At 50.9% G+C, this 26,176-nt stretch carries 26 protein-coding genes and 1 tRNA gene; 4 read left to right on the forward strand and 23 right to left on the reverse strand.

All coding sequences use genetic code 11. From position 1 onward, the window contains the following. Positions 1–551: 551 nt before the first annotated feature. The 5 genes from IG82_RS0106060 to IG82_RS0106090 all read right to left on the reverse strand — a co-directional run bounded on the left by IG82_RS0106060 (position 552) and on the right by IG82_RS0106090 (position 4,885). Positions 552–1,349: a hypothetical protein gene (locus IG82_RS0106060; RefSeq protein WP_031934634.1), complete on the reverse strand. Its 798-nt coding sequence runs from the start codon at positions 1,347–1,349 to the stop codon at positions 552–554. Beyond that, entirely contained in the window at positions 1,346–2,257 is a 912-nt protein-coding gene (locus IG82_RS0106065; protein WP_216476177.1) for a hypothetical protein, read from the reverse strand. Before IG82_RS0106065 ends, IG82_RS0106060 begins: the two co-directional genes overlap by 4 nt. A 126-nt stretch (positions 2,258–2,383) precedes the next feature. Continuing rightward, positions 2,384–3,433: a hypothetical protein gene (locus tag IG82_RS0106075; RefSeq protein WP_031934637.1), complete on the reverse strand. Its 1,050-nt coding sequence runs from the start codon at positions 3,431–3,433 to the stop codon at positions 2,384–2,386. Positions 3,434–3,453: 20 nt separating this feature from the next. Next, the gene (locus tag IG82_RS0106080; RefSeq protein ID WP_172642915.1) at positions 3,454–4,191 is read right to left on the reverse strand and encodes a hypothetical protein; all 738 of its coding nucleotides are present in this window, start codon (positions 4,189–4,191) and stop codon (positions 3,454–3,456) included. Between the two features lie 259 nt (positions 4,192–4,450). After that, positions 4,451–4,885, reverse strand: coding sequence for a VOC family protein (locus tag IG82_RS0106090; protein ID WP_082192103.1), 435 nt, complete (start codon positions 4,883–4,885; stop codon positions 4,451–4,453). A gap of 377 nt (positions 4,886–5,262) precedes the next feature. On the opposite strand from IG82_RS0106090, the gene IG82_RS0106105 reads away from it, so the two are divergent. Beyond that, positions 5,263–6,876: a hypothetical protein gene (locus IG82_RS0106105; protein WP_156095431.1), complete on the forward strand. Its 1,614-nt coding sequence runs from the start codon at positions 5,263–5,265 to the stop codon at positions 6,874–6,876. A 54-nt stretch (positions 6,877–6,930) separates the two neighbouring features. On the opposite strand, the gene ychF is transcribed toward IG82_RS0106105, so the two are convergent. From ychF to rpsF, 5 genes are all read right to left on the reverse strand, one after another. Further along, positions 6,931–8,022 carry a redox-regulated ATPase YchF gene (gene ychF, locus IG82_RS0106110; RefSeq protein ID WP_031934642.1) on the reverse strand — a complete coding sequence of 364 codons (1,092 nt, stop codon included), beginning with the start codon at positions 8,020–8,022 and terminating at the stop codon, positions 6,931–6,933. A 76-nt stretch (positions 8,023–8,098) separates the two neighbouring features. Beyond that, positions 8,099–8,785 (reverse strand): 50S ribosomal protein L9, encoded by a 687-nt coding sequence (rplI, locus tag IG82_RS0106115; protein ID WP_082192104.1) that lies wholly within the window; start codon positions 8,783–8,785, stop codon positions 8,099–8,101. 6 nt (positions 8,786–8,791) lie between these two features. Further along, complete coding sequence (locus IG82_RS0106120) at positions 8,792–9,709, reverse strand: YybS family protein (RefSeq protein WP_031934644.1); 918 nt, start codon at positions 9,707–9,709, stop codon at positions 8,792–8,794. Positions 9,710–9,757: 48 nt separating this feature from the next. Further along, positions 9,758–10,027 (reverse strand): 30S ribosomal protein S18, encoded by a 270-nt coding sequence (gene rpsR / locus IG82_RS0106125; RefSeq protein ID WP_052545770.1) that lies wholly within the window; start codon positions 10,025–10,027, stop codon positions 9,758–9,760. 5 nt (positions 10,028–10,032) lie between these two features. After that, entirely contained in the window at positions 10,033–10,590 is a 558-nt protein-coding gene (gene rpsF / locus IG82_RS07020) for a 30S ribosomal protein S6 (protein WP_216476179.1), read from the reverse strand. A 168-nt stretch (positions 10,591–10,758) separates the two neighbouring features. Here rpsF and def point away from each other — a divergent pair, with 168 nt between their 5' ends. Together def and fmt are read left to right on the forward strand one after the other, a co-directional pair. After that, positions 10,759–11,298, forward strand: a complete 540-nt coding sequence (gene def / locus IG82_RS0106135; protein WP_031934647.1) for a peptide deformylase — start codon at positions 10,759–10,761, stop codon at positions 11,296–11,298. A gap of 20 nt (positions 11,299–11,318) precedes the next feature. Then, a complete protein-coding gene (fmt, locus tag IG82_RS0106140; protein WP_082192105.1) occupies positions 11,319–12,326 on the forward strand; it encodes a methionyl-tRNA formyltransferase in 1,008 nt (335 codons plus the stop codon). Here fmt and IG82_RS0106145 read toward each other — a convergent pair. From IG82_RS0106145 to rplJ, 13 genes are all read right to left on the reverse strand, one after another. Beyond that, entirely contained in the window at positions 12,271–13,485 is a 1,215-nt protein-coding gene (locus IG82_RS0106145) for an MFS transporter (RefSeq protein WP_031934649.1), read from the reverse strand. The genes fmt and IG82_RS0106145 overlap by 56 nt on opposite strands. Before the next feature lie 121 nt (positions 13,486–13,606). Next, the gene (gene mrdA, locus IG82_RS0106150) at positions 13,607–15,439 is read right to left on the reverse strand and encodes a penicillin-binding protein 2 (protein WP_052545772.1); all 1,833 of its coding nucleotides are present in this window, start codon (positions 15,437–15,439) and stop codon (positions 13,607–13,609) included. Further along, positions 15,436–15,939: a hypothetical protein gene (locus IG82_RS0106155; protein ID WP_172642916.1), complete on the reverse strand. Its 504-nt coding sequence runs from the start codon at positions 15,937–15,939 to the stop codon at positions 15,436–15,438. Before IG82_RS0106155 ends, mrdA begins: the two co-directional genes overlap by 4 nt. A 13-nt stretch (positions 15,940–15,952) precedes the next feature. Then, positions 15,953–16,753, reverse strand: coding sequence for a rod shape-determining protein MreC (gene mreC / locus IG82_RS0106160; RefSeq protein ID WP_031934652.1), 801 nt, complete (start codon positions 16,751–16,753; stop codon positions 15,953–15,955). Positions 16,754–16,777: 24 nt separating this feature from the next. After that, positions 16,778–17,815, reverse strand: coding sequence for a rod shape-determining protein (locus IG82_RS0106165; protein WP_031934653.1), 1,038 nt, complete (start codon positions 17,813–17,815; stop codon positions 16,778–16,780). A 79-nt stretch (positions 17,816–17,894) separates the two neighbouring features. Further along, on the reverse strand, positions 17,895–19,076 hold the full coding sequence (locus tag IG82_RS0106170) for a phosphoserine transaminase (protein ID WP_216476180.1): 1,182 nt from the start codon (positions 19,074–19,076) through the stop codon (positions 17,895–17,897). A gap of 141 nt (positions 19,077–19,217) precedes the next feature. Next, a complete protein-coding gene (gene der, locus IG82_RS0106175) occupies positions 19,218–20,636 on the reverse strand; it encodes a ribosome biogenesis GTPase Der (protein ID WP_031934655.1) in 1,419 nt (472 codons plus the stop codon). A 9-nt stretch (positions 20,637–20,645) separates the two neighbouring features. Beyond that, positions 20,646–21,815 (reverse strand): PQQ-binding-like beta-propeller repeat protein, encoded by a 1,170-nt coding sequence (locus IG82_RS0106180; RefSeq protein ID WP_156095432.1) that lies wholly within the window; start codon positions 21,813–21,815, stop codon positions 20,646–20,648. A 151-nt stretch (positions 21,816–21,966) separates the two neighbouring features. Next, entirely contained in the window at positions 21,967–22,665 is a 699-nt protein-coding gene (locus IG82_RS0106185; RefSeq protein WP_245591069.1) for a tetratricopeptide repeat protein, read from the reverse strand. A 484-nt stretch (positions 22,666–23,149) separates the two neighbouring features. Continuing rightward, positions 23,150–24,076: an arginase gene (locus IG82_RS0106195; RefSeq protein ID WP_031934659.1), complete on the reverse strand. Its 927-nt coding sequence runs from the start codon at positions 24,074–24,076 to the stop codon at positions 23,150–23,152. Between the two features lie 264 nt (positions 24,077–24,340). Further along, a tRNA-Ile gene (locus IG82_RS0106205) sits at positions 24,341–24,416 on the reverse strand. 92 nt (positions 24,417–24,508) lie between these two features. Continuing rightward, positions 24,509–24,892, reverse strand: coding sequence for a 50S ribosomal protein L7/L12 (gene rplL / locus IG82_RS0106215; protein WP_031934661.1), 384 nt, complete (start codon positions 24,890–24,892; stop codon positions 24,509–24,511). 42 nt (positions 24,893–24,934) lie between these two features. Then, a complete protein-coding gene (gene rplJ, locus IG82_RS0106220) occupies positions 24,935–25,444 on the reverse strand; it encodes a 50S ribosomal protein L10 (protein ID WP_031934662.1) in 510 nt (169 codons plus the stop codon). A gap of 314 nt (positions 25,445–25,758) precedes the next feature. Here rplJ and IG82_RS0106225 point away from each other — a divergent pair. Then, on the forward strand, positions 25,759–26,176 hold a 418-nt coding region (locus IG82_RS0106225; RefSeq protein ID WP_031934663.1), incomplete at its 3' end, for a hypothetical protein.

Here is a 26,176-nt window from a genome sequence, read left to right on the forward strand (position 1 = left end):
TGCTGAGCACAAAGGCCAACAGCGCTGTGAGGGGGGGCTTTCATTTTGTTTTTCATGGTCAATCCTTTCTGAACCAGCGTTGAGAGGGAAGCGGGGAAACCGTTGTGGCCTGGACACTGTCGGGGCAAGACCAGCGCCGTGACACCCTGTGTCCCCGCGTTTTTTGCCAAACCTTTGTGTTGTCATCCGCCGTTGTCATTCCTTGCCTTAAATAATTGTTTTTTATAGATAATTATTGTTCGCGCATGATAAAAATTTGATTAATTTAGATAATTATTAAAAAGATGTTGAGAAAGGAGACACTTTTTTGTTTTTTAATGACAAAGTTAGACCCACATGCCACCTCTGGAGGGCAAGAAACCCAAAGCCGCCTCAGCGGACATCACAGTGGGAAGCACGACAGAGAGCACAGGCAAGACCGATCCCCCCAAGGCCCTCACAACGGGGCTTACATAGAACCCGTGAGGGGGAGCTCAAAGGACCGCAAAGAAGGATCAGCGTGATATCCACTCAAAAGGATATCCATTCAGGAAGATATCCACCCGCGCATCTCAGCCCGGCGTGTCTTCCCCCTGCTGACGATGAAAGGTGTGATGATAACGCCACAGATAAACCGCCTCTTTGTCATCATACACGTCGTCCAAGTCTTGGTAATGGTGGTGCCAAAAGGCGATCATGCGGGTGAGGCCCTTGTGTATCTCATAAGAAGACCAGGGTTCAGGAAGGGTGTGTGGGAACACCTCGGCTGGAGATGAGCCTTGCAGATAGGGCGGTGTTTGAGACCCATCGACGAACGCCGGCGTCCCTGCGGCAGCCCCTTCCCTCCAACAAGGGGTGTATTGCGGCAGCACCTCTTTTTCAAGGCGCGTCAGGCTGTGCCTGGCCAGGGCGTGGTTTTTTTCAGCCCGCACCATGCTTTTTTTGATGGTTTTGAGGCTGATGGGGTCTTTAACACCAAGCATGCGAGCTTTTTCATCAATAAAGGCATCAAGAGAATCAAGATCTTTGCCTTCTGTCAGCGCACCGCGTTGGCGGGGCCGCCCACCAAACCGGGAAAGCCCAGAGGCCGGCGCTGCATGTGTCGATAAAGCTTGTGGTAGGACGTGGGGAAACGGTTGTGAACGCACCTTGGGCCACACCGCCTGACACGGCTTGGCTGCTGGACCTGGCACTGCCGCTGGTGCCGTAACGCCGGCCCCGTCTGCACCCAAAGGCACTTCATCAACGGGGGCTTCATCTTTGTGGTCGGGGGCATACACGTTGTCCACATACACCCACATATACACCGAAAACCCTATCCACAGACACACATGCGTGCACAGCTTCCCCCCCAATGCGCTCACCATCATAGACGCGACATCCCAGTTTCGATGCACTTAACGCCTTTTTCCAACGAACGGTGGCGACACACCTTATCTTTCAAACAAAACATTTCCTCTTTTTGTTGGGGATCCCATATCTGAAGCACGGCAAAGCGCATCAAGAGCTTGGCCAGGTCATAGGCATAGCCACGCACACGCTCTTCCTCAGCGGCCAATGCTTCGTCGCGACGCGTCAAGGCTGTGAGACTGACGCAAGCAGAGCCTTTTTTTTCTGCTATGCGAAGGGAGGATCTGATGGTTTTGATTTCTTGATCAAACGTGTTCACACGTTCTTGAAGCTTTTTTTTGGTGGCCTTAGCCTGTGCATGGCTGTCCTTAAGGCTTTCTATTTCTTTCATGAGGCTTTCTTTTTTGGTCTCAAGAATGTGGATGTTCATGGCATAATCCTCAGTCCCTGCCTGCGTGCGGACACTCGCCCTTTGCATATGTGCCTGCACCTCGCGGCGTTGTTTGCTCAGCGTCATCTTCAGGTCATCTTGCAGCCTGAGCGTTTTTTCCACATCTTGGTACGTGGCAATGTCTTGCCAGGGCTTTTGATGAACAAATAAGATACGTTCTTGCAGGCTTTGTTTTTCATGCACCCATTGAATAGGGTCTTGATGTATGTCAAAGGCATAAAATTTTTGATCCTCAGGGTTGAGGGGGTCCAAACAGCACGCGCCCGGTACAGTCCCCACCCTTTTGTTAAACGCTTCCTCCACAAGCGCCAAATGGGAAGCGCTGAGCCCTGCAGACCGAAGGGTGCCCTCAAAGGTTCTTTGTGATATATCTTCATCGCTACTGAAAGAGCTACAAAGTGGCACAAGCGCTGTCAGGCCCACGCCCAAAAACATCGCGCCTTGAAAAACCACACAAAAAACCTTTTTGATAGACACACAGCCCCTATTTTTCATGATCTTGCCCTCCTGCTTGAAAGCGAGGCACCAGGCCCGCGCTCACGGTTTACCCTGCCACATGCACCCCCCCCTCTTGCCTGGTATGACGCCATCTTTTATGCGCCTCTAAAAAAGAACCCACCACCTTGAAAAATGAAGGAAAGATGCAACCTGTGCATCATCAAAAGATAACCTTTGTTTCACGTGTCTGTCATGCAATTGTTTGCAAACACCATTGAGAGACAGAGGATCACGTGTGAGCTGACCAGCCACCTCCTTCTTTCGATGCCCCAAATCCACTATTTTTTGAAACACGGCACACTTTTCTTCGCACGCACGTATTTTTGCTTTCTGCTGTTGGTAGAGGCTCAGCAGGCGCTGCTTTTTTCCAATCAAAGCACACTTCTTTTTTACCATTGTGAGATGCTGCGCCCTAAGATCACTCATGCACCTAGATAAGGTTTGAAAACGTGTCCAAAAATGCTCCACTTCCTCAGCGGCAGACATAACCAACCGTTCTGCTTCATCCATACCGTCATGCTTGTCGATAGCATCCAGAGACGAGGTGTACGTTGAAAATAGGTAATGATCATACAAGCTAATCAACCCCTGGTACGCAAAACACGCCTTTTGCATAGAGGCGATATGTTGCTCAAGATAACGTTTTTTCACACCAAATGTTTGCGCACTGCGAGACAGTGCTCTCATATCAAACGCCAGGGACTCACACGAAGATTGAAGAGAGGCAAGCTCGCTTTTAGCCTGTGTGAGCTTGCTTTCCACCATGTCTTGCTCTTGCTCTGTTAAGGATGCACGATTGACACAAGGGTCACTAGCGCGCGCTTTGGCAAAAGGCAATTTATCTACCCATTCCCGCCACCCGTCAAAGGCTTTTCGCTCCCGAAAAGAAGGCGGCCACGACACACGCCTCGGGCGCCGCGTTTTCTTGCGAAACCACAAAAGAAAGGATGTTTTTTCTTGCGCCCCTTTGGCTGTGAGAGGCCTTTGGCACGCAAGGCTATCCCCAGAGTTCCCTAAGAGACGAGAGGATGGCGGGTGCGCTCCCTCATCCCCAACGCCCGCATGCACATCTTTTTCCGCCCATGCCTGCTTGCCCAGCACACACACAGCCACACAACTCACCAGCGCAACGCCAGGTGCCCAGGCTGTGCTCATGAAACCATGGACCCTTCAGCCTACATGCGCCACAACAGGGCCACAAGGCTGCGATGGACCACGGGGCTTCGCGCTTCTTGTACCACGCGTCCATACGCCCCCAAGCCATAAAATTGTTCATTGACTGTGTTGTGAAGGGCACAGACATAATCAAGGCGAATATGCATAGGGCCTAAGGGATGCTCAATAAAGGCCCCGCCGGCAATACCGGGCGCGAAGGTGGAAACGGTCTTCTTTTGAAGCACCGTATTGGTCACCTCCTGATAGGTATGGGTAAACTCCGACCCCATCATGCCAAACTTGAGCGCTGCCGTCCACAGACCCCATTCGCGACCCAACACGCCCATGAACGTGATGTTAAACTTGCGCTTAACACGGCTATCAAAGATGTCAGGGCCGTTTGGGTTAAGGCCGCTATCGGCCCAAAAGGATGTTTCTTGGAACGCGTAGCCAATGCTGCCCTCAAAGCCCCACACATAGGAGCCCAACATCGAACACTCTGCCCGCGTACGCCAACCGGCCAACAAGTCAACACTTTCACCCGGAGCGCTGGCAAACACATCACTGGCAAACACATCCTTATCAAAATCAGGATACTCCCATTCTAGCGTTCGATGCATGTCTGTGACGCCCATACCGGCCCCCAGCCCCACATAAAAACCTGAGTCTTTCGCACCTGCCGTGGAGGCTAACGCCATCAAAAGGAAGGAACTGCCCAAAATATGTATTTTTTTCATTTTTCTAACCATTAAATGCATGATTAAGACGTATATTCCCATGCATATCTAAATTTTTTGCTAAAATAGTATAAAATAAGAGAGGTGGCAAGAAATAATTTATATTTTTTAGATTTTTTTATCATCATAAGGATTAATAGATGACCCCCTGAAGATCATGCCATGATGCAAGGCGGGCAACCCAAGGGCACGGAGGCAATACGCATCACAAAAAAGGGCTTCAACTTGCTTTGCGCCAACATATGAAGCCAGAAAGAGAGCTTGCGTCAACCGAGATGGGTTATGAACCCGCGCTGTCCATGGGCGTGGCAAAACACCAGATATATCCGTCTGGGTCTTCTAAACGGCACATGCGATCACCCCAAAACATCGCCTCAGGGCCCCCACGCACCTTAGCCCCTTGCGCCTTGGCGTGAGCAAAGAATGCGTCCACATCCTGGCAGTAAAGATAAAGCGATAATGGTGATTCCACGCCACTGGCCCGCGGCGTTTTGGCAGTGGGGCCAACGCTATCTTGCTGGCCGCACATCATCACCTGCCCATGATAGGAAAACTCACCATGCCTGATGTGACCGGTGTCATCCGACGGCATCTCCCCTTGCGTGCACCCAAAGGCTCGCACATAAAAATCAACCGCCTTCACCACATCGGCCACCATCAAATAAGGCATCATCAATGAATAGTGCGGTGGTATGTTAATGTTTGCCTGTGTCATGGCGTGCCCCTTCGTTTATCCTTTATGATTGTGCATGTCCCTCAGGTGCCCTTTTTTCTATCACACACCTCTGCCCCAGACAATCACAAAAGGCCTCTCTTTTTTCTGTTTTAACTTAACAAACAGTGTGTTAATGAGTGTCTTCGGCCCACCCCCAAAGACAACACCGCCTTGATAGGGAAGATGAATACGCCCCACTGACAATAAGCAGAACCATTTTGTCAAATTTGACAAAATATAACAATATATCTTATTATTTCAAAAGATTAAGTGCCGCTAAGGATAAAATGACGTGAAAAATGTGTGGTATTACCTTAGGTTCGCGGCTTTTTTGCCCATAGCGCTGACGGCCCCCAGCATGTGCCCGGGCATGCCGGGTGATGAGGATCGGGATCGCGTCGTGGTCAAAAAATCCTCTTACAACCCCCATCGTCGCCATGCCCCCTCAAGGGTGGACCGATCGGAAGCAGCTGGAAACCTGTGCTGAAACCGTCACGTTATCTTGGGTTTCACAACAGGGGAAAACCCAGTACTGCTACCGTTTCTCCAGCCTTGAGAAGGTCTGCCTCTATCCTCTCTTCCTTCATGATATGCCCGCCCCTCTCCACACATGGGATGACATCTATCAAGAAGCCCAAAGGCGCAAACAGCAACAAGCCAAACAGAAAGGTCCACAGACAAAAGCTGAGGCAGCGTCCCTACAGCTGGTGGTCACCATGAAAAACGTGGCTTTCATTCCCCTCCTCACCCTGCCCCATGTGAACAGGCTGTTTATGGGAGGCTTCGTGGCGCAAGGGGTCAGATGGCATGATATGCGTTTACCCCATCTTAAGGAATATCATATCCAGAACGCTGGCCTTATCTGGTGTCTTCCCTATGATGCTGCGCTGGGACATAGTACTGAAGCAACAATGTTCTTCACCCGACTCCCCACATTCACACATAAAATAAACCTTAACATGATGGCACTAACTATGACCGGGGGGAAACATCGCCCCATAGACAACGATCGTTTTTTTCTAGGTTTTGTGGATGGTCACTCACAGAAGGCACATCTAGACTGTTTTACTCCACACCCTCCCCCCTTGCACCTGACACTCTTACGTCAACCTGTCGTTGCTTCTGTAGAAGACGCCGGAAAAGCATCACCGCTTAACGGCGCAGATACGGATCCGTCAGAAGATATGCCACGCATTAACGGGGCTGACGATGAGATAGTCCTTGATCAAGAAAAAGCCAAAGACCACAAACCGCCCCCCCCATCAACGTGCACCTTGCTTGATCTGCCGCCTGAGGTGATCCAAGCGTTTATCATGAAACCCTATCTCTCCTGTGTGGATGTAATGGCGTGTAAAAGAACATGCCGGTATTTGTATGGGTGTGTAAGCCCGTTTGCGAAAACCTTCTCGCTTTCCTCACCTTGGCTCTATGACACCGATGACTATGCTCAGCTTATTAAAGACGGGCCAGCAGTTTTTAGGAGGGCAGCACCTGTTGGCGCATTACTCTCACACTATCCCAGCCTACCCATCACGTGCGCTTATGTGGGGGATCATGGTATGAGCTTCCTTGAACACAAAATGTGGATTGACATTCGACATGACAAAACGGATATCTTCTATGACGACATAATGGAGCTCAGCACCCTGACACTTTGTCTTCGTCATGAACACGCGGCCCAGCCTTTTGCCGAGGTCCAGCAATTGCTGATAAGCACATACCACCGACGACACCAATTCTGTTATATCTACACGCCAAGAAACTATTTTGCAGGCATCATCGGTGCGTGTGAGCATGCCTTACGCACATACATGGACGGTGCCTTCAATGATCTAGACAAAGAAAAAGCCAAAGCCTCTGCAGAGACATCACCAGAAGAGGCAGAGGAAGTCATAAAAGAGGGCACACCCAGCGAACACGCACAGGCGCCACACAACGCTTCCGGTCATGCGTCTGGCCAAGACAACCCCTCAGGCAGGCAAGCCGCATAGCAACCCCCGCCTCAGCACAGCAGCGGTCAACGCAAAGAAAAAAAGAGGGGCGCGTCAGACGTTGAAGCGAAAGTGGGCCACGTCGCCGTCTTGCATGGCATAGTCTCGCCCTTGAAGGCGCAGCTTGCCTTCTGTGCGGGCCTGCACCTCACCGCCCGCGTGCACAAAATCATCATAAGCACACACGTCCGCGGCAATAAAACCACGCTCAAAATCTGTGTGAATCAGGCCTGCCGCTTCCGGGGCCGTGGCGCCTGTGGGGAAAGACCAGGCTCGCGTTTCTTGAGGGCCGGTGGTGAAAAAGGTGTGCAGATTGAGCAAACCATGGGCTTGGCGCACCAAGCGATGCAGGCTTGATTCTTTCAGACCAAGATCGGCCAAAAACACCTCACGATCGGCTTCCGGCATCACGCTTAATTCAGCCTCAATGGCCGCCGACACGCGCAAAGAAGGCGCCGGACCCAGCTTTTCTTCCATCACCTTTGTCCAGTCATTGCCCGAAAGAATGTCTGTCTCGGGCACATTCAACACGCACAACACAGGCTTGAACGTTAACAGCCCCAGGGAGGCCACAAGGGGGCGTTCATCCACCTCAAAGGCCGCGCGGCGCAGGGGCACGCCCTCTTCAAGATAGGCCCTGGCTTTGTCCATCACCTGATGGGTGGCGGCCCATTCGTCTGGGGCTTGCTTGGCTTTTTTGGCTAGGCCTGGCAGACGGCGGGTGACGCTTTCCAAATCTGCTAACAACAGCTCAGTATCAATGACGTCATAGTCAGAGGACGGGTCCACCCGGCCGCTGACGTGCACGATGTCTTCATGGTCAAAACACCGCACCACATGGAGCAACGCGTCCACCTCACGCACGTGGCCCAAAAACTGATTACCCAGGCCCTCCCCTGCACTGGCGCCCTTCACCAGGCCGGCAATATCCATGATCTCTACATAGGTAGGAATCACACTTTTTGACTGGGACAAACGCGCCAGGGTGTGCAGACGCGCATCGTGCACAGGCACGCGGGCTTTTTGCGGATCAATGGTGCAAAAGGGATAGTTGGCCACCTCGGCCGCTGCCTGCCCTGACAGCGCATTAAAAAACGTAGATTTCCCCACATTGGGCAGCCCCAAAATACCGCAGGATAAACTCATACCACGCCGCCTTTCCCACACACGTCAGCCATCTGGATTCCTTTTCTTGGAAGCGCCCTTAACGCCCAAGCTATGCTTATGTCTCTGAGGACGATGAAGCAGAATCTGAAGAGGCAGCATCCGGAGACGACACGTTTGAAGAGCCCATGCCTTCCTTGACTGACGCCTCCGCATGATCGGGCAACGGGTCATCAGCCATCGCTTCATCCATAGGCACACCCGCGTCCGGCAACGTGTGTTGAACCTCAGCAAGGGATGAAGATGCAGAGGCCTTGGGATTCCGTGCCTCTTCTTCCAAAAGATCGGCTTCACCGGTTGTTTTCGCCACCACAAGACGAATCGTCACCAACACATCGGGATAGAGCTGGATCGTGCACGTGTGGACGCCCACCTTTTTCACAGGGTCCACCAAAGTCACCATGGTGGCCTTGATGCCGTGAATGCCTTTTTCAGACAAGACATTCACAATGTCTTTTACGCTGATAGAGCCATACAGTTGGCCGGCTTCCCCGGCAGAACGAATAAACACCAAAAACATGTCTGCCAGGCTTTTTTGCCTGTCCACGGCCTCATCATACAACGCCTGGTTTTGGGCCTCTAAACGTTTGCGCTCCCGCTCAAAATACGCCATGTTATCTTTGGTGGCGCGCAGGGCCATCTTTTCCCGCAACAGAAACGTGGAATACCCCCGCTTCACCGAGCACACCGCGCCCATCGCACCCAGGTTTTTGATATTTCTCAACAATACGACATCAATTCTCATTTTTCTCTACCCATCTAGACGTTTTCTCAACCCAATCACAGGCTCCACAAGCCCCAAAATCGCCGCAAACAGCAAGGGCAGCACAAACAAAATGGACAAGCCCAGCACAACGTGAAAAATCACCGGCGTTTTCCAATAGGAAAACACAGACCTCAGCGTTAACAAACCGTCTATCACAAACACAGACGACAGCACAAGGAACATGTTCATCCACATCATCTTTTCCACCCAAAAGGTGCCCAAAAAAAGCGTGCTCAAGAAGAGAACATAAAAAACCGGCGGCACCTGCCAATCCTGGAAAGAAAGCGCAACCCACGGCTGCTTGACATAGCGCTTAACCCAGTGGGCGGCAAAGAACAAATTGAGCCACAATGCGAAGAACCAAAACAAAGCCACTACAGACGGAAAATATGGCCAAAGACGCACAATGCCCAAGCGCTGTTTCTCGGACAAAGAGCCCGACACAAGCGGCATAACGTCGTCCACACCCACTTGAATGTAAGAAAACAAGAAAGCCAACACACAGGCAAAGGCCACCCAAAGGTACACAACCTTTACCTCAAAAGGGTAATTTTCTATGAGACGTGTCCGTGGCGCTGATCGACGTCCCCGCGGTTTTGTTCGCACAAGCAATGCCAGCAAGGCCGGCAGAAAACACAAGATAAGGAAACATAGGGTGTGATAGGCCGAGCCAAAAAAGAGCAAAAACAAAGCGCCCACGGCAGAAGCCACAAAAAAGTCTTCGTCAGATTTGCCGCACACCAAAAACAGCAAGGGCACCGGCGACAGCGTCAAAAAAAACAGACCCAGCGGCGAATACAGACCAACACCCAAAAACACAGCGGCCAAAAGGCCTGCGGCCATGCTTTGACGGTGAGCCTGCGCAAAACTTAAAAAACTGTTAGGCGTCTTTTTTGAGTTCACAACACACCTCCGTCTCTCTCCATGATCAAGCTGGATGCACGCACGCGATCAATCGATCACATAAGGCAAAAGAGCCAAAAAACGTGCCCGCTTAATCGCCAACGCCAACTCACGCTGGCGCTTGGCACTCACAAAGGTTAAGCGCCTTGGCATAATCTTGCCTCGCTCTGTTAAAAAACGTCTTAACAGCTTCGTATCCTTAAAATCGATGGGATCTTGGCTCCCCTCAAAAGGACATACACGCGAACGCTTGAAAAACCCACGCACCTTTTGTACAGGCCTTTTTTCTTGTGACTGTGACTCCATAGACACCGACATCTCCTTTAGATTGTTTCTTTATGTGTGGACGCCGCACCATCCGACGCATCCTTGACCTTATCATCGGAAGAGACTAGGGCATCACCAGAGGTGGCACCGGAAGATGTCCCACTTGAAGATGTCACACCAGCAGACGATGAAGACGCGCCCCCCGAGGCGCGGGATGTAGATACCGACGTGCGAGCAGAAGAATCTTGGCGAAACTGCGCCTTCCCAAACTGCTCACGATTCGCATGGGATTTGGCAAGCACAGAAGGCTTTTGCCCAAACTCTTCCACACGTATGTTGAGAAAACGAATCACATCTTCAGAAACGCGGAGCTTTCTTTCCAGCTCTTCCAAAGCCCCAGGCTTGGTTTCCACATCAAAGATGATAAAATGAGCCCGATTGTTCCGTTTAACGGGATACGCAAGCCCCAAAAGCCCGCAATACTCCACAGACACAACCTGCCCCCCCTGGCCTTCAATGGCCGTCTTAAAGCTCTCTTGAAGCTCGGACACATGGGACGTAAGCACATCTTGACGAATCAAAATGACAAACTCATAGCGCGCTAACTGAGACACAACAATAAATCCTCCTGGTTTCATAAGCCAAAAAAATCATTTTCTGGCAAGGACACCCCTTAACCTATCAATTTTTCCCAAAGCCGTAAAGCCCCATATTGACTTAGCGCCCCCCTCAACGTATCTTGGCTTCATTAGGGTTTTGCATGTAAGGCTTGTTTCTCGCTGATGTCTATTCTTCCCGTCCTTCAAGAGCCAGATGCACGGTTAAGGCAAATCTCACAATCTGTGGGCATCGTTGACGACCATGTGCGCACCCAAATTCGCGATATGGAAGACACCCTTCAAGACCAAAAAGGGTTGGCGCTTGCGGCGCCCCAGGTGAACATCTTAAAACGTATGGTTGTCTATGACCAACAGTTGCTTTTCCCTGACAAAGACATAGATCCCGATGAACGCTTCTTATGCATGATCAACCCCGTTATTGAGAAAAAGTCTGAAGACACCTATGACCTTGAGGAAGGATGTCTGTCTGTGCCTGAATTGCGGGTCAACGTCGCCCGCGCCCAAACCATCCAGGTCACCTTTTTAAACCCAGATGGCCATAAAAAAACCATCCAGGCCACAGATCTGTTTGCTGTATGCATTCAACACGAAATTGATCACTTAGACGGCGTGTTGATGATTGACTATCTCTCCCCCCTCAAAAAAAACATAGCGCAGCGTAAACTGCTAAAAATCAAACGAAGCCAACAAGAAGACAGTTAGCAATAGAGCTTCCCCTTGTGATGCACCAGAATCCTCCCCAAACAACCGTGGTCTTTATGGGAACCCCAGCTTTTGCTGTGCCGACCCTTGAAGCCCTTCTTGAGGGACCCTACCATGTACGCGGGGTCTTTACCCAAAAACCCAAACCCCAAGGACGGGGCCTGGCCACCCAAGCCTCTCCTGTGCACCAATTGGCTAAGGCGCACCAGCTCCCAGTGTGGACGCCCCAGCGTTTTGATGCAGAGGCCCTAAATGTGCTGACGGGCTTGGCGCCTGATCTTATTCTTGTGGCTGCATATGGTTTTTTGTTGCCAAAAGCTGTGCTGACGCTGCCCCCCCTTGGGTGCATCAATGTACATGCCTCTCTGCTGCCCCGATGGCGGGGGGCTGCACCCGTGCATCATGCCCTGTTGGCAGGCGATAGAGAAACGGGCATTACCTTAATGTATATGGACCAAGGCATGGACACCGGCGACATGATTGCCACCCAAACGGTGCCCATTTTGCCTCACACCACAGCCGCCACCCTCACACATAACTTAGCCCTTGCCGGCAAAGACCTGCTCACCCATGTCTTGCCCACGATCATCCAAAAAGAAAATGCGCGCACGCCTCAACCCACACACGGCATCACCTATGCCCCCAAAATCACGCCTCAAGATTACCTGATTGACTGGCGTCAACCGGCTGCATTCATCGAACGCCAAATACGCACCTTCTCCCCCAAAACCTTTTTCACTACAAAAGATGGCAAGCGTTTTCGCGTGTTAACAGCCACAGTCCACCCCCAGCCCCACGCCAAAAAGCCCGGCACCCTTATGCAAGATCCTTTGTGTGTGGCTTGCGGTGAAGGCGCACTTACCTTAGACGAGCTTCAGCCCGAAGGAAAAAAGAAGGCTGGTGGTGCCAGCATCGCCCGGGGCTATGCCCACTATTTTTCTCAAGGCGCTGTTTTACCCACAGACAACCTGTCTAAGACGTCCATAAACGGCTCGAAGAAAGCATTTCACGGCACCCTTTTTCTTTAAACACAAGAAAACAAACCAACGCCGCCACCCCAAACGCCAAGAAAATAATCTCAATCACAAGCGCGGGCGCAAAAAGATCACTTGAGAAAAAGCTGCCTAAGGTGCTCCCAAACATTTGCCCCACACCCAAAAAAGAGGATAGATTGCCTGAGTATTGGGGTTTCTGACGTTTCATAATCAGCGTCACACAAATAGCATTGAAAATGGATGTAGTGGCCCCAAAAATCATCATGAAGCCAATGTAAAACATATAGGAAGGATAAAACATCAGCAAAAGCCAGTTACAAGCCAACGCCACCAGATTTAACCCGCAACAGAAGAAACACATTTTAATGGGATGAAAGTTCCACCCCCAAATGGTTTGAAAAAGACCACCAAAAAAAGTGCCCATAGGAAAAGCAAACATGGCACAAGAAAGAACCAGGCCTTTAAGAGAGAAGAAGTAATGAAAAATCCACGGCGATGAGGGAATAAAGATAAAGAAACAAAAATAAGACAATGAGCTTGCCAACAAAAGCAGCATGGTAAAATAGTCTTTAAAAAACAAACCATAACTTGACAAAACCTCACCAAACGTGGCTCTGACTGTACAAAATGACTTTTTTGTCAAAAAAACGAAGACAAAAACAAACAATACCCCTGAATAAAAGGTTAGAAAAAGGAAGGGCGCATCCCACCCAAAGCGACTGACCAGCAAATCACCCACAAAAGGAGAAATCCCCGCACAAAAGGGAATCACCGTTAAAATAAGAGCAATCATGCGATTGAGCTGAGCCCCTGTGTATATATCACGACACGCAGCACGCACCACAATCAGCCCGGCGCCAGACGAAAAACCCTGAAAAAAGCGGCCAATCAATACCGTTTCAATATAAGAGGCCCAATAACACAAAAGAGAGGAAACAAAAGCAAGACCCACACTGATAAGCAGGGCGTTTTTTCGTCCTAAGCGATCAGAAATAGGTCCCCAAAAAAATTGGCAAAGAACGGATCCCATCATGGCGGATGTCACTGTCCATCCGACAACATGAGGCGTGCTCTGAAAGTGGACCACCATGGCTGGCAAAGAAGGCACAGATGCCATCGTGACCACAACACCCAATGAGGACATCAGTCCTAAAAAAAGCTGAAAAATCAATGAAGAAGCTTCTAGCCTCATGACGCACGTTGCCCGATGATGAAATAAAAAGACATTCTCACAGCAAGAACCACCCCCTGAAGATCTTTTTAGAGAAGAGTAATGTATTCACCACCTCTTCGTCTACATCAAACATGCCTTTTTATGCATCTAAATCTTGGGCATAGCTCAAAACATCCCGTGCAACAACAGCTGCGACGGATCCACCTCCCCCATGCTCAACCACACAACACACAGCATACTTCGGTGTCTGTTGATTTTGCCCCCGTGACCAAGGCTCTGACACGGGCCCATACCCCACATAAAGGCCATGGTCTCGCTCCTCCCAGCGGCGCTCACTGGTTTTCTTCACCCCTTGTGCACGCTCGGATAGGCTAATACGGCAAACCTGACTTGTCCCTGTTTTGCCAGCCATACGCTTGTGTGGATCAGTAATGCGCCATCTAAAGGCTGTACCTCTTGGGCTATTGACAACATCAAAAAGAGATTTTTGCAAAAACTTAAGATGATCGGGCGACACATTCATGGGTTCAAAATGAGGGGGGTCTTCTGATTTAAGGTAAGAGAGCTCTACCTTCACCCCACTGGCTGTGCGTGCGGCCATCAAGGCCATCTCAAGAGGGGTAGACAACATATATCCTTGACCAATAGACATAAGGATTGTATCACTGACCAGCCACGATCGGCCCTTAACGGCCCTTTTCCAGCCAGGCGTGGGCACAAGCCCTGTGCGCGCATTGCTCAGAAAGTGCTCCGGCAGCGGCATGCCTAGCCCAAACTCTTTTAACACATTTTGCATATGCTCAGAACCCAATTTAAGAGCCAACTCATACATAAAGACATCACAAGAACGCACCACCGCATCATGGGGAGAAATAAGCCCATGCCCGCCCCACTTGTGTGTCCAGCAGTGATATTTATGCCCCCCAAACGTCATCACGCCTACACAGGGTATATAGGTGTTTTTTTTCACCACATTCTGTTGCAACGCCGCCAAGATAAATAACCCCTTGATGGTGGAGCCTGGCGCATAAAGACCGCTGAGTGCTTTGTTCACAAGCGGTTTGTAAGGGTTGTTATTCAGCGACCCCCACAAATCCGTGGTAAGCCCTGACGCAAATACATGGGGATCAAAACTGGGATGAGACGCCATCGCCAGGATGTCTCCCGTAGCAATATCCAGCACCACAATAGATGCACTTTCATACTGAGCAATGCGTTCAGCCGCATACTGCTGAAGAGGCGCTGACAATGAGAGACGCACCTTTTTCCCTGGCTCTGCTTCGTGCCGCTGGGTCACACGCACCACATGACGCTTGGCATTTAACTCAAGAATCTCTGCCCCCTCGCGCCCATGCAGCACAGACTCTAACGCAAGCTCTGCCCCTTGCTTGCCAATTTGTATACCAAAAGCCCGCGGCAGCGCGTAAAGGACTTCTTCTGATTTATTCGGCACCCCCACATACCCCAGGATATGGGCCGCTTTCTCAGCCAAGGGATATGCACGCACATAATCAGGCACCACGGACAAACCTTCATATTGGTCCATATTCAGCTCGAGGCGTGCCACTTCCTCCCACGAAAGATTAGATTTGATGGTCAGGGGACTGAGGTGTTGTGCAGATTTTTTCTTCACCAAACGATACAGCGCGTTTATATCCACGCCGGAAAGATCAATCAAAGAACCCAGGGCCCGTATGAGCTTTGTGAGCTGAGCCTGGCTTTGGACCACCCCCACCAAACGAAACCCCAGCTTATTGTTGGCCAACACCAACCCGTTGCGGTCCAAGATTTCACCCCGCTGGGCCGGCAAGGGGCGCACCACGATACGATTATTCTGGGAAAGGGTTTCATATTGACCACGCTGGATCACTTGAAGACGGTAAAGTGGGTAAACCAACAACACAACCAACCCTATTTGGAGACCGCCCAGAAGGAATATGCGCTTGGTGATACGATAGAAATGATCACTCATTGAGCAAAAGACTCAATACAGGCAGATTTAACCACAAAAACCACAAGAGGATAGCTGACCACCAAAAAAAACCAAGACCAAAACACAGGCACCAGAGATCCCACCCACCCCATCAGATAGAACACAACGAACATCACGACCGTATAGAGACATAGCGTCATGGCAAACAAAAGCCACTGCATAGAAAAAGAGCTTTTGGCTAAGAGCGGCGCCTGACTTTTCGCGATGAACAAAAAGAGAATGCACTCCAGAAAGGTGGCCCCAAAAAAACGAACGAACAAAATATCGAAAAAAAGCCCTAAAATAAAAAGGAATATCAAATAAATGTGTGCCTGGCGGCGTGCTGACCAGTAAAAAAGCAAACTGTGATAGAGCGAAGGGAAAGGCGCGAAGGTGATCAGCCCCCCCAAAGGCCCTACAAAACACAGAAGAAACAGGGTGTAAAATACCGTATGATGCCACCAAAACAGCCATCGGCGTGATGGCACCTGTAGATGCATATCCTGTACGCCCTCAATGCTTAACAGCATCGCCTGAAAATCCTGTCATGACATGAACATATTCGAGTTTTGACCACGATACAAACGGCGCCAAACGCATCACACGCCCTTTGCTTTGGGTGCACCCCACCAAAAGGCCTGGCGGAAAGCCCCCCCCATAACTGGAGGTCACAAAGGTTTCTCCCGGCACCCGCTTTTCTTGATCACTGGCATAAAACAAGCGCGGACGACGTGATCCATCGCCCAACAAAATGGCGTGCTCTTGATTTTTGATATTCACCACGGGCACGCGGGATTTAACATGGGTCACCGGAATCACACGTGCTGTGTTTTCAGACACTGCATCAATCCGCCCCACAAGACCATAGGAAACCACCACGGGCTGGCCTTTGCGAATGCCCTGCTTCGTGCCACCTTGTATTAAAAAGCTTTCTCCCACATGCGGGCGCGTTAAAAGAGGCGCCGTCACTGTGGTGTGGGACAGGGTTTGGGTGAAGGCCAATTGCTTTTTAAGAAACGCGTTTTCTTCCGCTAACGCATAAAAATGGGCAATTTGCGTGCGAAGGGTGAGGTTTTCTTGCCTTAACTGCTCAATGACAGCTTTTTCAGGATAGAGATAGTCCGTCTTGAGTGAAAGCTTTGTGCGCTCGACAAAGACCAAGAATGTGCCCAAAGATTCAAGACACCACGTCTCAAGGTTGTGAAACAAAGGGGATGTGTTGATCGAAACAAGTGTGAGCAACACAAAACACAGGGTGATCAAACGTTTGTTTTGACGAAAGGCCCGTCCTAAAAAACGCCTGGATGCCGCCATGAATCCTCTTTCCCGTCATCCACCCTAAGCTGCAACCAGCACATTTTTCAGGGTCGTCATATGTTCAAGGGCTTTACCTGTGCCCAGCGCCACACACGACAGTGGATCTTCGGCAATGGTGACAGGCAACCCTGTTGAGCGCTTAAACACAACGTCCAGCTTATCCAAAAGCGCCCCACCTCCTGTGAGAACAATGCCGCGTTCTACAATATCAGCAGCCAGCTCTGGGGGTGTGTTTTCAAGGGCCGTCTTCACGCCATCTACAATCATGGCAATGGGATCTGAAATGCTTTCAGCAATCTGACGCTCGCTAATCGACAGCTCTTTCGGCACACCGCTCATAAGATCACGCCCCTTGATGTTCATGGAACGGCCAGCGCCCGTTTCTGTCATAATGGCCGAGCCCACTTCTTTTTTCACGCGCTCAGCACTGGCTTCCCCAATAAGCAGGTTGTGGTTTCTTTTGACAAAGCTGATGATGGCTTCATCAATTTTATCGCCGCCTGCCCGCACTGACTGAGCATAGACGATGCCGCCCAAAGAAATCACCGCCACCTCTGTGGTGCCGCCACCCACATCCACCACCATGGATCCTGTGGGCTCTGTCACCGGCAACCCCGCACCAATAGCCGCCGCCATAGGCTCTTCAATCAAAAAGACCTGTCGGGCACCGGCCCCTTCGGCAGAATCTTGGATCGCTCTTCGCTCCACAGCCGTCGAGCCCGAAGGCACGCAAATCACCACACGCGGGTTAGCAAAGCTGCGCCTGTTGTGAACTTTACGAATAAAGTATTTGATCATCTGCTCTGCAACTTCAAAGTCAGCAATCACCCCATCCCGTAACGGTCTGACAGCTTGAATGTTGCCAGGGGTGCGCCCCACCATCAACTTGGCTTCTTCACCGACGGCTAAGACTTGTTTCTTACCCTTCACCGTAGCTGTGGCCACCACGGAAGGTTCATTGAGAACAATACCACGCCCCTTGACATAAACCAGCGTATTTGCGGTTCCCAAATCAATGGACATGTCTGTGGAAAACCAGTCCAGAAGCCTAAAAATCATTCTCATGTTCCTTTTTTCGCCGATAAGATATTTATTTTTTCATCTATAAGATATTTATATTGACTTTTCTCTCCAAAATCTAGAACAGAAGACGAATCTTCCGCTGAGGCTCTGCCGATAGCGTTTCAAACGCCCACGAAACCCATGACAAAGCAATCTCAAGATCCGATGCTTCCACCGTCGGGCCACACCAAAAACGCAAGCAGGGCGGCGACATGGGGTGCCCCAAACAATCAAGGGCGCACTGCTCCCGCTCAAGCAACACAGACATTTTTTTCAGGAAAGCCCACTTTTCTTCTAACCCCAACACCTGAAAAGAGGGGTCCACAATCTCAAGGCAAACGCTGCTGTGGCTTCGGTGGCGTGGGTTTTTGACCACAAAGTCGATAAAAGGCGTCTTCGCAACCCACTGCTCGAGTACTTTTTTTGAGGCTTCCACACGGGCCAACATGCCCATGCGCCCTCCCCTTTTCTCAACCCACTCAAGGCTTGACAGCATATCCGCCACACTCAGCATAGAAACGGTGTTGAGCGGCACACTATCTTCAAAAAGGCTGGTCCGCACCTTGCCCTTCAGGGTCAGGCTGAGGGTGCGCGGAATAGGCCAGGCCGGAATATAGTTACGCAGTTGCTCCATGGCCTTAGGGCTGATCACCAACACACCAATGCCGGCTTCTGAACCAAACCCTTTTTGCCACGAAAAGGCCGTGACATCCAACAGCGGCCAGGGTATATCCGCACACAGCACAGCGGACGTTGCATCACAAATCGTCAATCCTGACCGTTTTTGAGGAATCCACGGCTCATGCTGAAGCCAAAGACCTGAGGTTGTGCCACACCAGGTAAACACCTGATCACGATCAAAATTGGCTTGATCCATGGAAGGCAGCACGCCAAAAGAAGATTCAAAACATCTGAGGTCTGAAAATTTAAGTTGATCTTGAATGTCTTCAACCCAGCGTGCACCAAACAGATCAAAGGCCCACGCATCAATGCCCCGCAACCCCAAAAAATTCCATAAAGCCGCACTCATGGCCCCTGTGGCTGAGCCAGGAATCAGCGCCACTTTGTAGGTGGCCGGAATGGCCAGCACATCACGCATGCGAAACACCAGGCTCTCAATTTGCTTGGCGGCCGGCAGGCAGCGGTGTGAACGCCCAACAAGAAAATGGTCAAGGGCTGACAAACGCCAACCCGGATGCTTAGCGGTGGGGCCAGAAGAAAAATAAGGCGTGGTAGGTTTAAGAGATGGCGACAGCAAAACCACAAAACTCCCTTGTCAGACAACGTCCATTGTTTTTATTGTTTTTTGGTGCCTTTTCATAGACATCACACACAAATTTTCCCTAGAGTGCCGTATGTCTTCATAAAAAAAGATTAAAAAATAAAATAATCACGGAATTTATCTATCATAAGGATTGCGCACCCTTTTTAAGGATAGCCTCAAGGGCACCCCTTCTAGATGAAAGTGCGTGCGAATCTTGTTGAGAAGATAGGTCTCATAGGAAGCTGGCAGCCCTTCCAAACGGTTCCCAAACAATGCAAACGTCGGCGGGCGCGCTTTGGTTTGCACAATGTATTTAAGGCTGATGCTACGCCCTTTATGAAGCGGCGGGGGATGGTGTTGTATCATGGTTTTGAGCATATGATTAAGCCGCCCGGTGGACAGGCGCGTTTGCCAACGCGTGTAACACAGCTTCACCGCGCGCAACAGGTCAGGCACACCTGTGCCCGTTTCAGCCGACAAAAACACAGGCATCGCCCCACGGATTTTGGGCAAGAGGCTCTCTAAGGCCTCTGTGACCTCTTTTTTCAGAGCCGCCACATCCACCTTGTCACATTTGTTCACGGCCAACACAATGCCGCGCCCTTCTTCAATGATGTGGGAAGCAACCTTGAGGTCGGCTTTTTCAAAAGGGCTTGTGCCATCCATCAGCAATACCACCACATGAGCGAAATGAATGGCTCTGAGGGTATCGGTCTCTGACGCTTTATCCAGAGCATCTTTGTCTAAAGAACGACGGCGCAGACCCGCCGTATCCCACAGCAAGGCTGGCTTTCCATCAAGATTGAAGGGCGCCACGATGGCATCACGGGTCAATCCGGCCACAGGCCCTGTTTGCACGCGCGCGCGCCCTAAAAGCCGGTTCATCAGGGTGGATTTACCCACGTTGGGCCGGCCCACCAACGCCAAATGCACAGGCCCTACTGGAGAAGCATCCTCATCAAGAGGCGCGGATTCCGATTCACCCTTGGGTTCACCTTGAGGTTCGAGCTCTTCTTCCGTACCCTTTATGCCGTCTTGTTCTATGTTTTCTGCAGACTGCTGCTTGATCTTAGGGGTCATCAAGGCCTCCAGCGCCTCATCCAAAAGGTCAAGGCCCGTCCCATGGGCAGCCGATACGGGCACCACATGGTGAAACCCCATTGTATGCGCTTCCCAAAACCCTTCGGGCATGTTTTCAGGCAAGACGCATCGATCACATTTGTTGACCACCACCAGCACAGGCTTGGACGATTTGCGTAAAGCCTTGGCCCATGCGTGATCTTCTTGAGTCAAGCCCACGCGCCCATCAATCACAAAAAGAAAAAGATCCGCTTCATCCCAGATCTCTTTTAAAAAAGGAGAGGTCATATCCCGCGGTGTGCTGCCGGGGGTATCATAAAAGATTCTCTCCCCTGAAGGCGATCGGCCCTCTTTCACATCACGGGTCACCCCAGCTGTTGGCCCGGTAATAGCCCGTCCGCCGGGCACTAAACTGTTAAACAGCGTCGACTTGCCCACATTCGGCCGGCCCAACAAAAGCACACGATAGGCCACAAGCTTTGCCTAACCCTTGAGGGTGGGAACAAGGGAATACAAGGTTCCCTCTTTGCTCAACACCAAAAGAGACGAAGCGCCCACCACCGGCAACACAGCACAATCACAACTCAAGGACAGACCGCCTTCTTTCGCCTGCCCCTTATGGGGACGATAAAGCCTTATATCGCCCCGATCACTCAAGACATACAGGGCATCATTAAGCAAAACAGGACCGAACCAAAGGCGAGAGGGTATAGGCTTGTCAGCCTTTTGATGACGATCTGTAAGCTTTGTCAGCCAAAGCGTCTCACCCGTGCGCCGATCCAAACGCAGCAATGTGTCTTTTTCTATCAAAAAGAGATCCTGCCCCAAGATCACCGGCGTCTGAAGCCCTCCCACCGGCCGCTCCCACACAACACTACCCGTGGTCATATCAAGGGCCATGGTTTTTTGAAAAGAGGAAGCAATATAAACCATCCCACCCTGAATCACCGGGGAGGCCACAATATCTGACATCTTTGACAGCTCGGTTATCTGCATATCTGGCGACATCACATAAGTCCACACCACCCGCCCTGTCTTGACGTTCAACTGATAAATCTCACCCGAGGAATAACACACCACCACCTTGTCTCCAGACACCGCCGGCAGAGAGGCCCCCAAAAACTGCAAGTCCTCAGGCACACCGTGGTGAGTCCACAAAGGATAGCCCGTCACAGCATCCAGCACGTCAAGCTGATTTTTTGTGGTGAGCAAGAAAACCCGGCCGCCTGACACCACGGGCGCCGCACGGAGCAAAATCCCCGTTTTTTGTTGCCACAAAAGCTTCCCCGTGGCGGCCTCAAAACAAAAACACCCCCCCTCAGGAGAGGTCACGTAAAGACGATCTTTCCACAGCGCGCACCCGCCCCCCAAAAAGACGGATGTTTTTTCTTCAACCACCTTATAAGACCACACCTTTTTGCCCGTTGCCTCCTCAAGGCAAAAGACTTGGCCTGCAGACACAAAAAACACGCGCCCCCACGCCACAATAGGCGGCATCAAGACATACGAGTTATTCCATGATCCACTCGAAAAGGTCCACCCTTTTTCCCAATGGTCGGATACGGGCGTCTGGCGCAAGGCGGGGATATGATTGGTTGTGTTCACAAAAGGCATCGGCCACGCCCCAGCCTGAGAAGGCTTCGTCTTGCTCACAGGCGGAATCACGCGTTTTTTGGGTGCCTGGCCTTGATCACGATCGCTGAAAATATGCTCCCGCTTCCCTTTAAGAGGCGGCTCATTGCTGCCCTGACATGCGCTTAACACCAGGGCACAAACACACAACCTGAAAAGCCAAAAACACTTGTTAAGACACACGGGGCAATGCAAAACCTAAAGCAATAAGAGCCACCTCAGCGCGCATACGCAGGGAAGGAGACATAGACAGCGTTGTAAACAAACGCTCATATAAAGCGCCAGCTTTGGTCAGCTCTTTCGACTTCAACGCCTGCAGGGCCTGCACCTCTAAGCTGAGCCCCTTCCAAGGATTTTCAGGTGTTTCATAGTGCGACAATTGGGGAACACTGGGCTGTTCAGCAAAATCGAGCGAGCCATACGCCAAGCTGATGGTCAATAATGATTGCAGGGCAACGTGCCCTATTTGCTCCATTTTCTCAGCCAAGCCCTGAACGCTCATATGCCAAAAACGGGTCCACTCAGGATCCCGCAAAGTCAATGCCCGGTCCCTGGCCACTTTTGTCAGGCCTAGTTGTGCTAACTCACCATACCCCCTGCCCGCCGTCTTTTTCACCAACTTTTTCAGCAAAGGCTCGGCCTTTCTGTATTGACCACGCTCAAGATGTGCCAACGCCTCTTCATAAAGCATGCTACGACGCTCGACCCGCTTTGTGTCGAGGTGAGACCAAAAAAGATAGCCGCCCACGGCCACCAAAAGAGCCGCAGACAAAACGAGGGCATAAAACCCATAGGAAAGCCAGAATTTTTGCCACTCTTCTTGTTTGATTTCTTCTTTAATCTCTTCCAACAGGCTGGCCATAGACAACATCAAGCTTATATAAGTTCCTCCTTCATGGCATACCTGTTGCATCCCAAAAAAGCAAGAGGAACCCGATCTTTCATCGTGTGCGTGTCATCTTTTGTACTTATTGGTTGGTCATATCTCTTCTTCATGCCGAACCACACCCCTCGCTTCAGCCCTCTTTATGCGACACCGATGTGGTCAAGGAATGTGTCCGCCGGTGTCAACGGGAATGCAGAGAAGATTACACAAAAAGGCCTTTTGTTACCCAATCAAGCACTGTGCGTGTTTCAGAAAATGCTTGCTGTGAAGATTGTCCACGCTTGTGTACAATCAATGAAAAAGGGTTGCGCGGTGAAATGAAAAAGGGAAGCCCCATCGCCCGCTCAATGTTTGATTTTTATGCAGAAAACAGATGCTTTCCTGAAAACACCTCCTTTTTCTATAAAAGTAAAACGTGGCTTTTGAATTGGATGGAATCTTTTGTGAAATAGTGCGAAGATGGCTCGCCTTAAGAGGCTGCAGGCAACCGGCGGCATTGATGATGCGCGGTCAGCACCTGAAACAAAATATCTTGGGCCAGCGCCGCGGTGCGTCCTTGAAGGTCGATGTCTGGGTTCAATTCCACAAGCTCAAAGGCCGAAAAGCCGGGATGCTGCCACACACAGGTCAGCGCTGGCAACAGATCCTCAGGGAACAGCCCGCCAGGTTCGGGGCTTCCCACGCCTGGCGCCACGGTGGGATCAAACGCGTCCAAATCCATGCTCACGCCAAAACGCCTTGTTTTCTGCGTGATCAACTCAAGCGCCTCACGCATGCACACTGTCACCCCCCGTGACCTGATTTCATCCATATAAAAAATGCGCACCCCCAACCGTGTGAGCAAGTGGTGCTCTCCAGATTCAAAGGATCGCACCCCAAAAAGCACAAGATGGCTTGGATGAATCTTCTTGTGCGCAGAGAGCAGACCCGTCAACACCTCAGGGCCATATCCTAAGAGAGATGCCACCGGCATGCCATGATAAGCGAAAGATGGAGTAGTGTGCGGCGTGTGGGCATCCATATGGGCGTCAATCCATAAGAGCCCAAACTCTTCCCGCGCGTCAAGAGCCTCTGTCACGCCGCTCCATGTGCCCACCGCCACGGCATGATCACCGCCCACCACAACAGGAAATTGACCGTCTAACACAAGGTCGCGCACATGATGCGCCACGACATCACAGTGATGAGACACTAAAGGCAAACGCCCCTCATCCAAAGCCATCACTTGCTGAGAAATACGCACCGAAGGGTAGAGGAGAGAGTGCCATAAAGCATCTATACCGTGACGTGAAAGGTTGGCGCCTAAAGACGATTGCCACACCGCCTCAGGGCCACCCTCGGTGCCTAAAATTTGTGCGCCCCAGCCACTTGCGGCCCCCACAAAACAGTATGACATCACTTAACCTTTCGGTCCTTGGTCAACAAGCACCATGAATCAACACTTTCTTCCCCGCATACCCCAAGAGCAAGCAAAGAAGAGAGGGGAAGTCCATAACGCACTGAAAACACACACACGAAAAACCAACACATCCCCCAAGAACACAACTGGCGATCCTCATTGAAAAAAGCAAAGGAAAAACAAAGAACGGATGTAACAGAAGACCATGAAGTCAAAGACCCTGGCCACGCCACCCTCGGCTGTGACCTCACACCCTCTTCGTGGTGGGCCCGGTAGGACTCGAACCTACAACTACACCGTTATGAGCGGCGGGTTCTGCCAATTGAACTACAGGCCCATAAAAAAAGAGTACACCAAAAACCCCGCAACACAGAGCTTTTTTGTGTACTCTCACATCATCTCCCTCATGCACAAGGCAGACAGGATGTGTTAGGCCAACTCCACCGTGGCACCTGCAGCTTCGATTTTTTTCTTCATCTCTTCGGCATCGGCCTTGGGCACGCCCTCTTTAACCACCTTGGGGGCGTCTTCCACCAGCTTTTTGGCATCAAGAAGACCCAACCCTGTGATGGCCCTGATTTCTTTAATCACGGCCACTTTTTGAGAGCCAGCTGACTTCAGCGTCACATTGAACTCTGTTTTCTCAGCCGCCCCGGCATCAGCCGCAGGCCCCGCTGCCGGCGCCGCCATGGCCATAGCAGGTGCAGCCGCAGACACGCCCCACTTATCTTCCAGCAGTTTTGTGAGCTCTGAAGCTTCTAAGACTGTTAACCCTGACAGATCTTCAACAATTTTTTCCAATTTTGCAGACATAACCCATATTCTCCTTTGTGATTATTTCCTAAAACCCTAAACCTATTTTTTTTCACTGTAGGCTTGCATCAAACGCGCAAGACCCGCACCAGGGGCGCTGACCGTACGCACCATGCCAGATGCCGGCGCCACCACAAGACCCACAATTTGCCCACGCAACGCGTCCAACGAGGGCAGTGATGCCAACGTTTTCACCCCTTCAGCATCCAAGACATTCCCGTCCAGAAAACCGGCCACCACCTCAAATTTCTTATGTTCCTTGGCAAAATCTACGCTCACCTTGGCTGCCGCAATGGGATCTTCAGAATAAGACAACCCCATCGGGCCCGACACATGATCCGCCAGCCCTTCAGCCTCACCCCGAGAAAGGGCCAGTTTCAACAAGGTGTTTTTCACCACACGATAAGACGCCCCGGCTTCCCGCGCACGATGACGCAACGTCTCTGCTTCACCCACATCAAGACCTGTTTGACGCGTGAGCACCAGCAAGGTTTGCTGCTTAAGCGTTTGAGATAGATTGTCTACAAGAGCATGTTTGCTCGCACGATCCATAACAAGACCTCCGCTATCACTTCATTCATACCACCGCAAAGAAGAATCAGCGAAAACGCCCCATCTCAACAGGATTTACCTCACGCACCTGCCGTCTTCGATACGGACCGTGACAAACGTCACATTCCCAACATAAAAGGTCTTACCATCAAAAGCAAGAGCCTTCCTGCACAGAAAGTCACACCCGCGCGTTGCGCGGCTTATGCTGAAAACAGAAAAGTTTATTGTCTTTTTATGATTTTAATAAACATCTATTCGCGTTAATACCAACATATATTGTTATATTTACCATATTAAATAAATTTTATGTCTCTATGAGATTTTTCTGGCTGGCACATATTATCTTCGTTGTGATGGCGCTCACACAAACAGCGCACGCCAGCTTGATGAACCGCGTTGTGGACAACAGCACATCCAACGCAGGCGGAGGAGAATCAGGCAGCCTGATGGACCGCACCGTGGATACCTCACCCAAGCCCACGTCACCAGCCATGAGCTCTACACCTGTTCAGACAGAAGACGCTCTCCAAAAACGTCTAGAGTCAAGCTCATCAGAACCTTCAGATGCTGTCAAATCACCACCTCTCTCGCCTGAGCAGAAAAAAAGACAAGAGGCTATGCGGAAAGACTTTTTAGATAAAAACACACCGGACGACACGCAAAAGGACCAGAGCACGCAAGGCGCCAAAAGGCCCTCACCCAAAAAACGACCCGCACCACAACCGCCTAAAA

The organism is Candidatus Hepatobacter penaei, from assembly GCF_000742475.1.
Lineage (GTDB): Bacteria > Pseudomonadota > Alphaproteobacteria > Holosporales > Hepatobacteraceae > Hepatobacter > Hepatobacter penaei.

Excerpts from the sequence above, each read along its gene's own strand:
- rplL (WP_031934661.1), bottom strand. The coding sequence starts at position 24,892 with ATGTCTGCAAAATTGGAAAAAATTGTTGAAGATCTGTCAGGGTTAACA.
- def (WP_031934647.1), top strand. The coding sequence starts at position 10,759 with ATGTCTATTCTTCCCGTCCTTCAAGAGCCAGATGCACGGTTAAGGCAA.
- IG82_RS0106195 (WP_031934659.1), bottom strand. The coding sequence starts at position 24,076 with ATGTCATACTGTTTTGTGGGGGCCGCAAGTGGCTGGGGCGCACAAATT.
- ychF (WP_031934642.1), bottom strand. The coding sequence starts at position 8,022 with ATGAGTTTATCCTGCGGTATTTTGGGGCTGCCCAATGTGGGGAAATCT.
- IG82_RS0106185 (WP_245591069.1), bottom strand. The coding sequence starts at position 22,665 with ATGTTGTCTATGGCCAGCCTGTTGGAAGAGATTAAAGAAGAAATCAAA.
- mreC (WP_031934652.1), bottom strand. The coding sequence starts at position 16,753 with ATGGCGGCATCCAGGCGTTTTTTAGGACGGGCCTTTCGTCAAAACAAA.
- IG82_RS0106155 (WP_172642916.1), bottom strand. The coding sequence starts at position 15,939 with ATGCATCTACAGGTGCCATCACGCCGATGGCTGTTTTGGTGGCATCAT.
- mrdA (WP_052545772.1), bottom strand. The coding sequence starts at position 15,439 with ATGAGTGATCATTTCTATCGTATCACCAAGCGCATATTCCTTCTGGGC.
- rplJ (WP_031934662.1), bottom strand. The coding sequence starts at position 25,444 with ATGGATCGTGCGAGCAAACATGCTCTTGTAGACAATCTATCTCAAACG.
- fmt (WP_082192105.1), top strand. The coding sequence starts at position 11,319 with ATGCACCAGAATCCTCCCCAAACAACCGTGGTCTTTATGGGAACCCCA.
- IG82_RS0106090 (WP_082192103.1), bottom strand. The coding sequence starts at position 4,885 with ATGACACAGGCAAACATTAACATACCACCGCACTATTCATTGATGATG.
- IG82_RS0106060 (WP_031934634.1), bottom strand. The coding sequence starts at position 1,349 with ATGATGGTGAGCGCATTGGGGGGGAAGCTGTGCACGCATGTGTGTCTG.
- IG82_RS0106145 (WP_031934649.1), bottom strand. The coding sequence starts at position 13,485 with ATGAGGCTAGAAGCTTCTTCATTGATTTTTCAGCTTTTTTTAGGACTG.
- IG82_RS0106080 (WP_172642915.1), bottom strand. The coding sequence starts at position 4,191 with ATGCATTTAATGGTTAGAAAAATGAAAAAAATACATATTTTGGGCAGT.
- rplI (WP_082192104.1), bottom strand. The coding sequence starts at position 8,785 with ATGAGAATTGATGTCGTATTGTTGAGAAATATCAAAAACCTGGGTGCG.
- rpsR (WP_052545770.1), bottom strand. The coding sequence starts at position 10,027 with ATGTCGGTGTCTATGGAGTCACAGTCACAAGAAAAAAGGCCTGTACAA.
- IG82_RS0106075 (WP_031934637.1), bottom strand. The coding sequence starts at position 3,433 with ATGAGCACAGCCTGGGCACCTGGCGTTGCGCTGGTGAGTTGTGTGGCT.
- IG82_RS0106165 (WP_031934653.1), bottom strand. The coding sequence starts at position 17,815 with ATGATTTTTAGGCTTCTGGACTGGTTTTCCACAGACATGTCCATTGAT.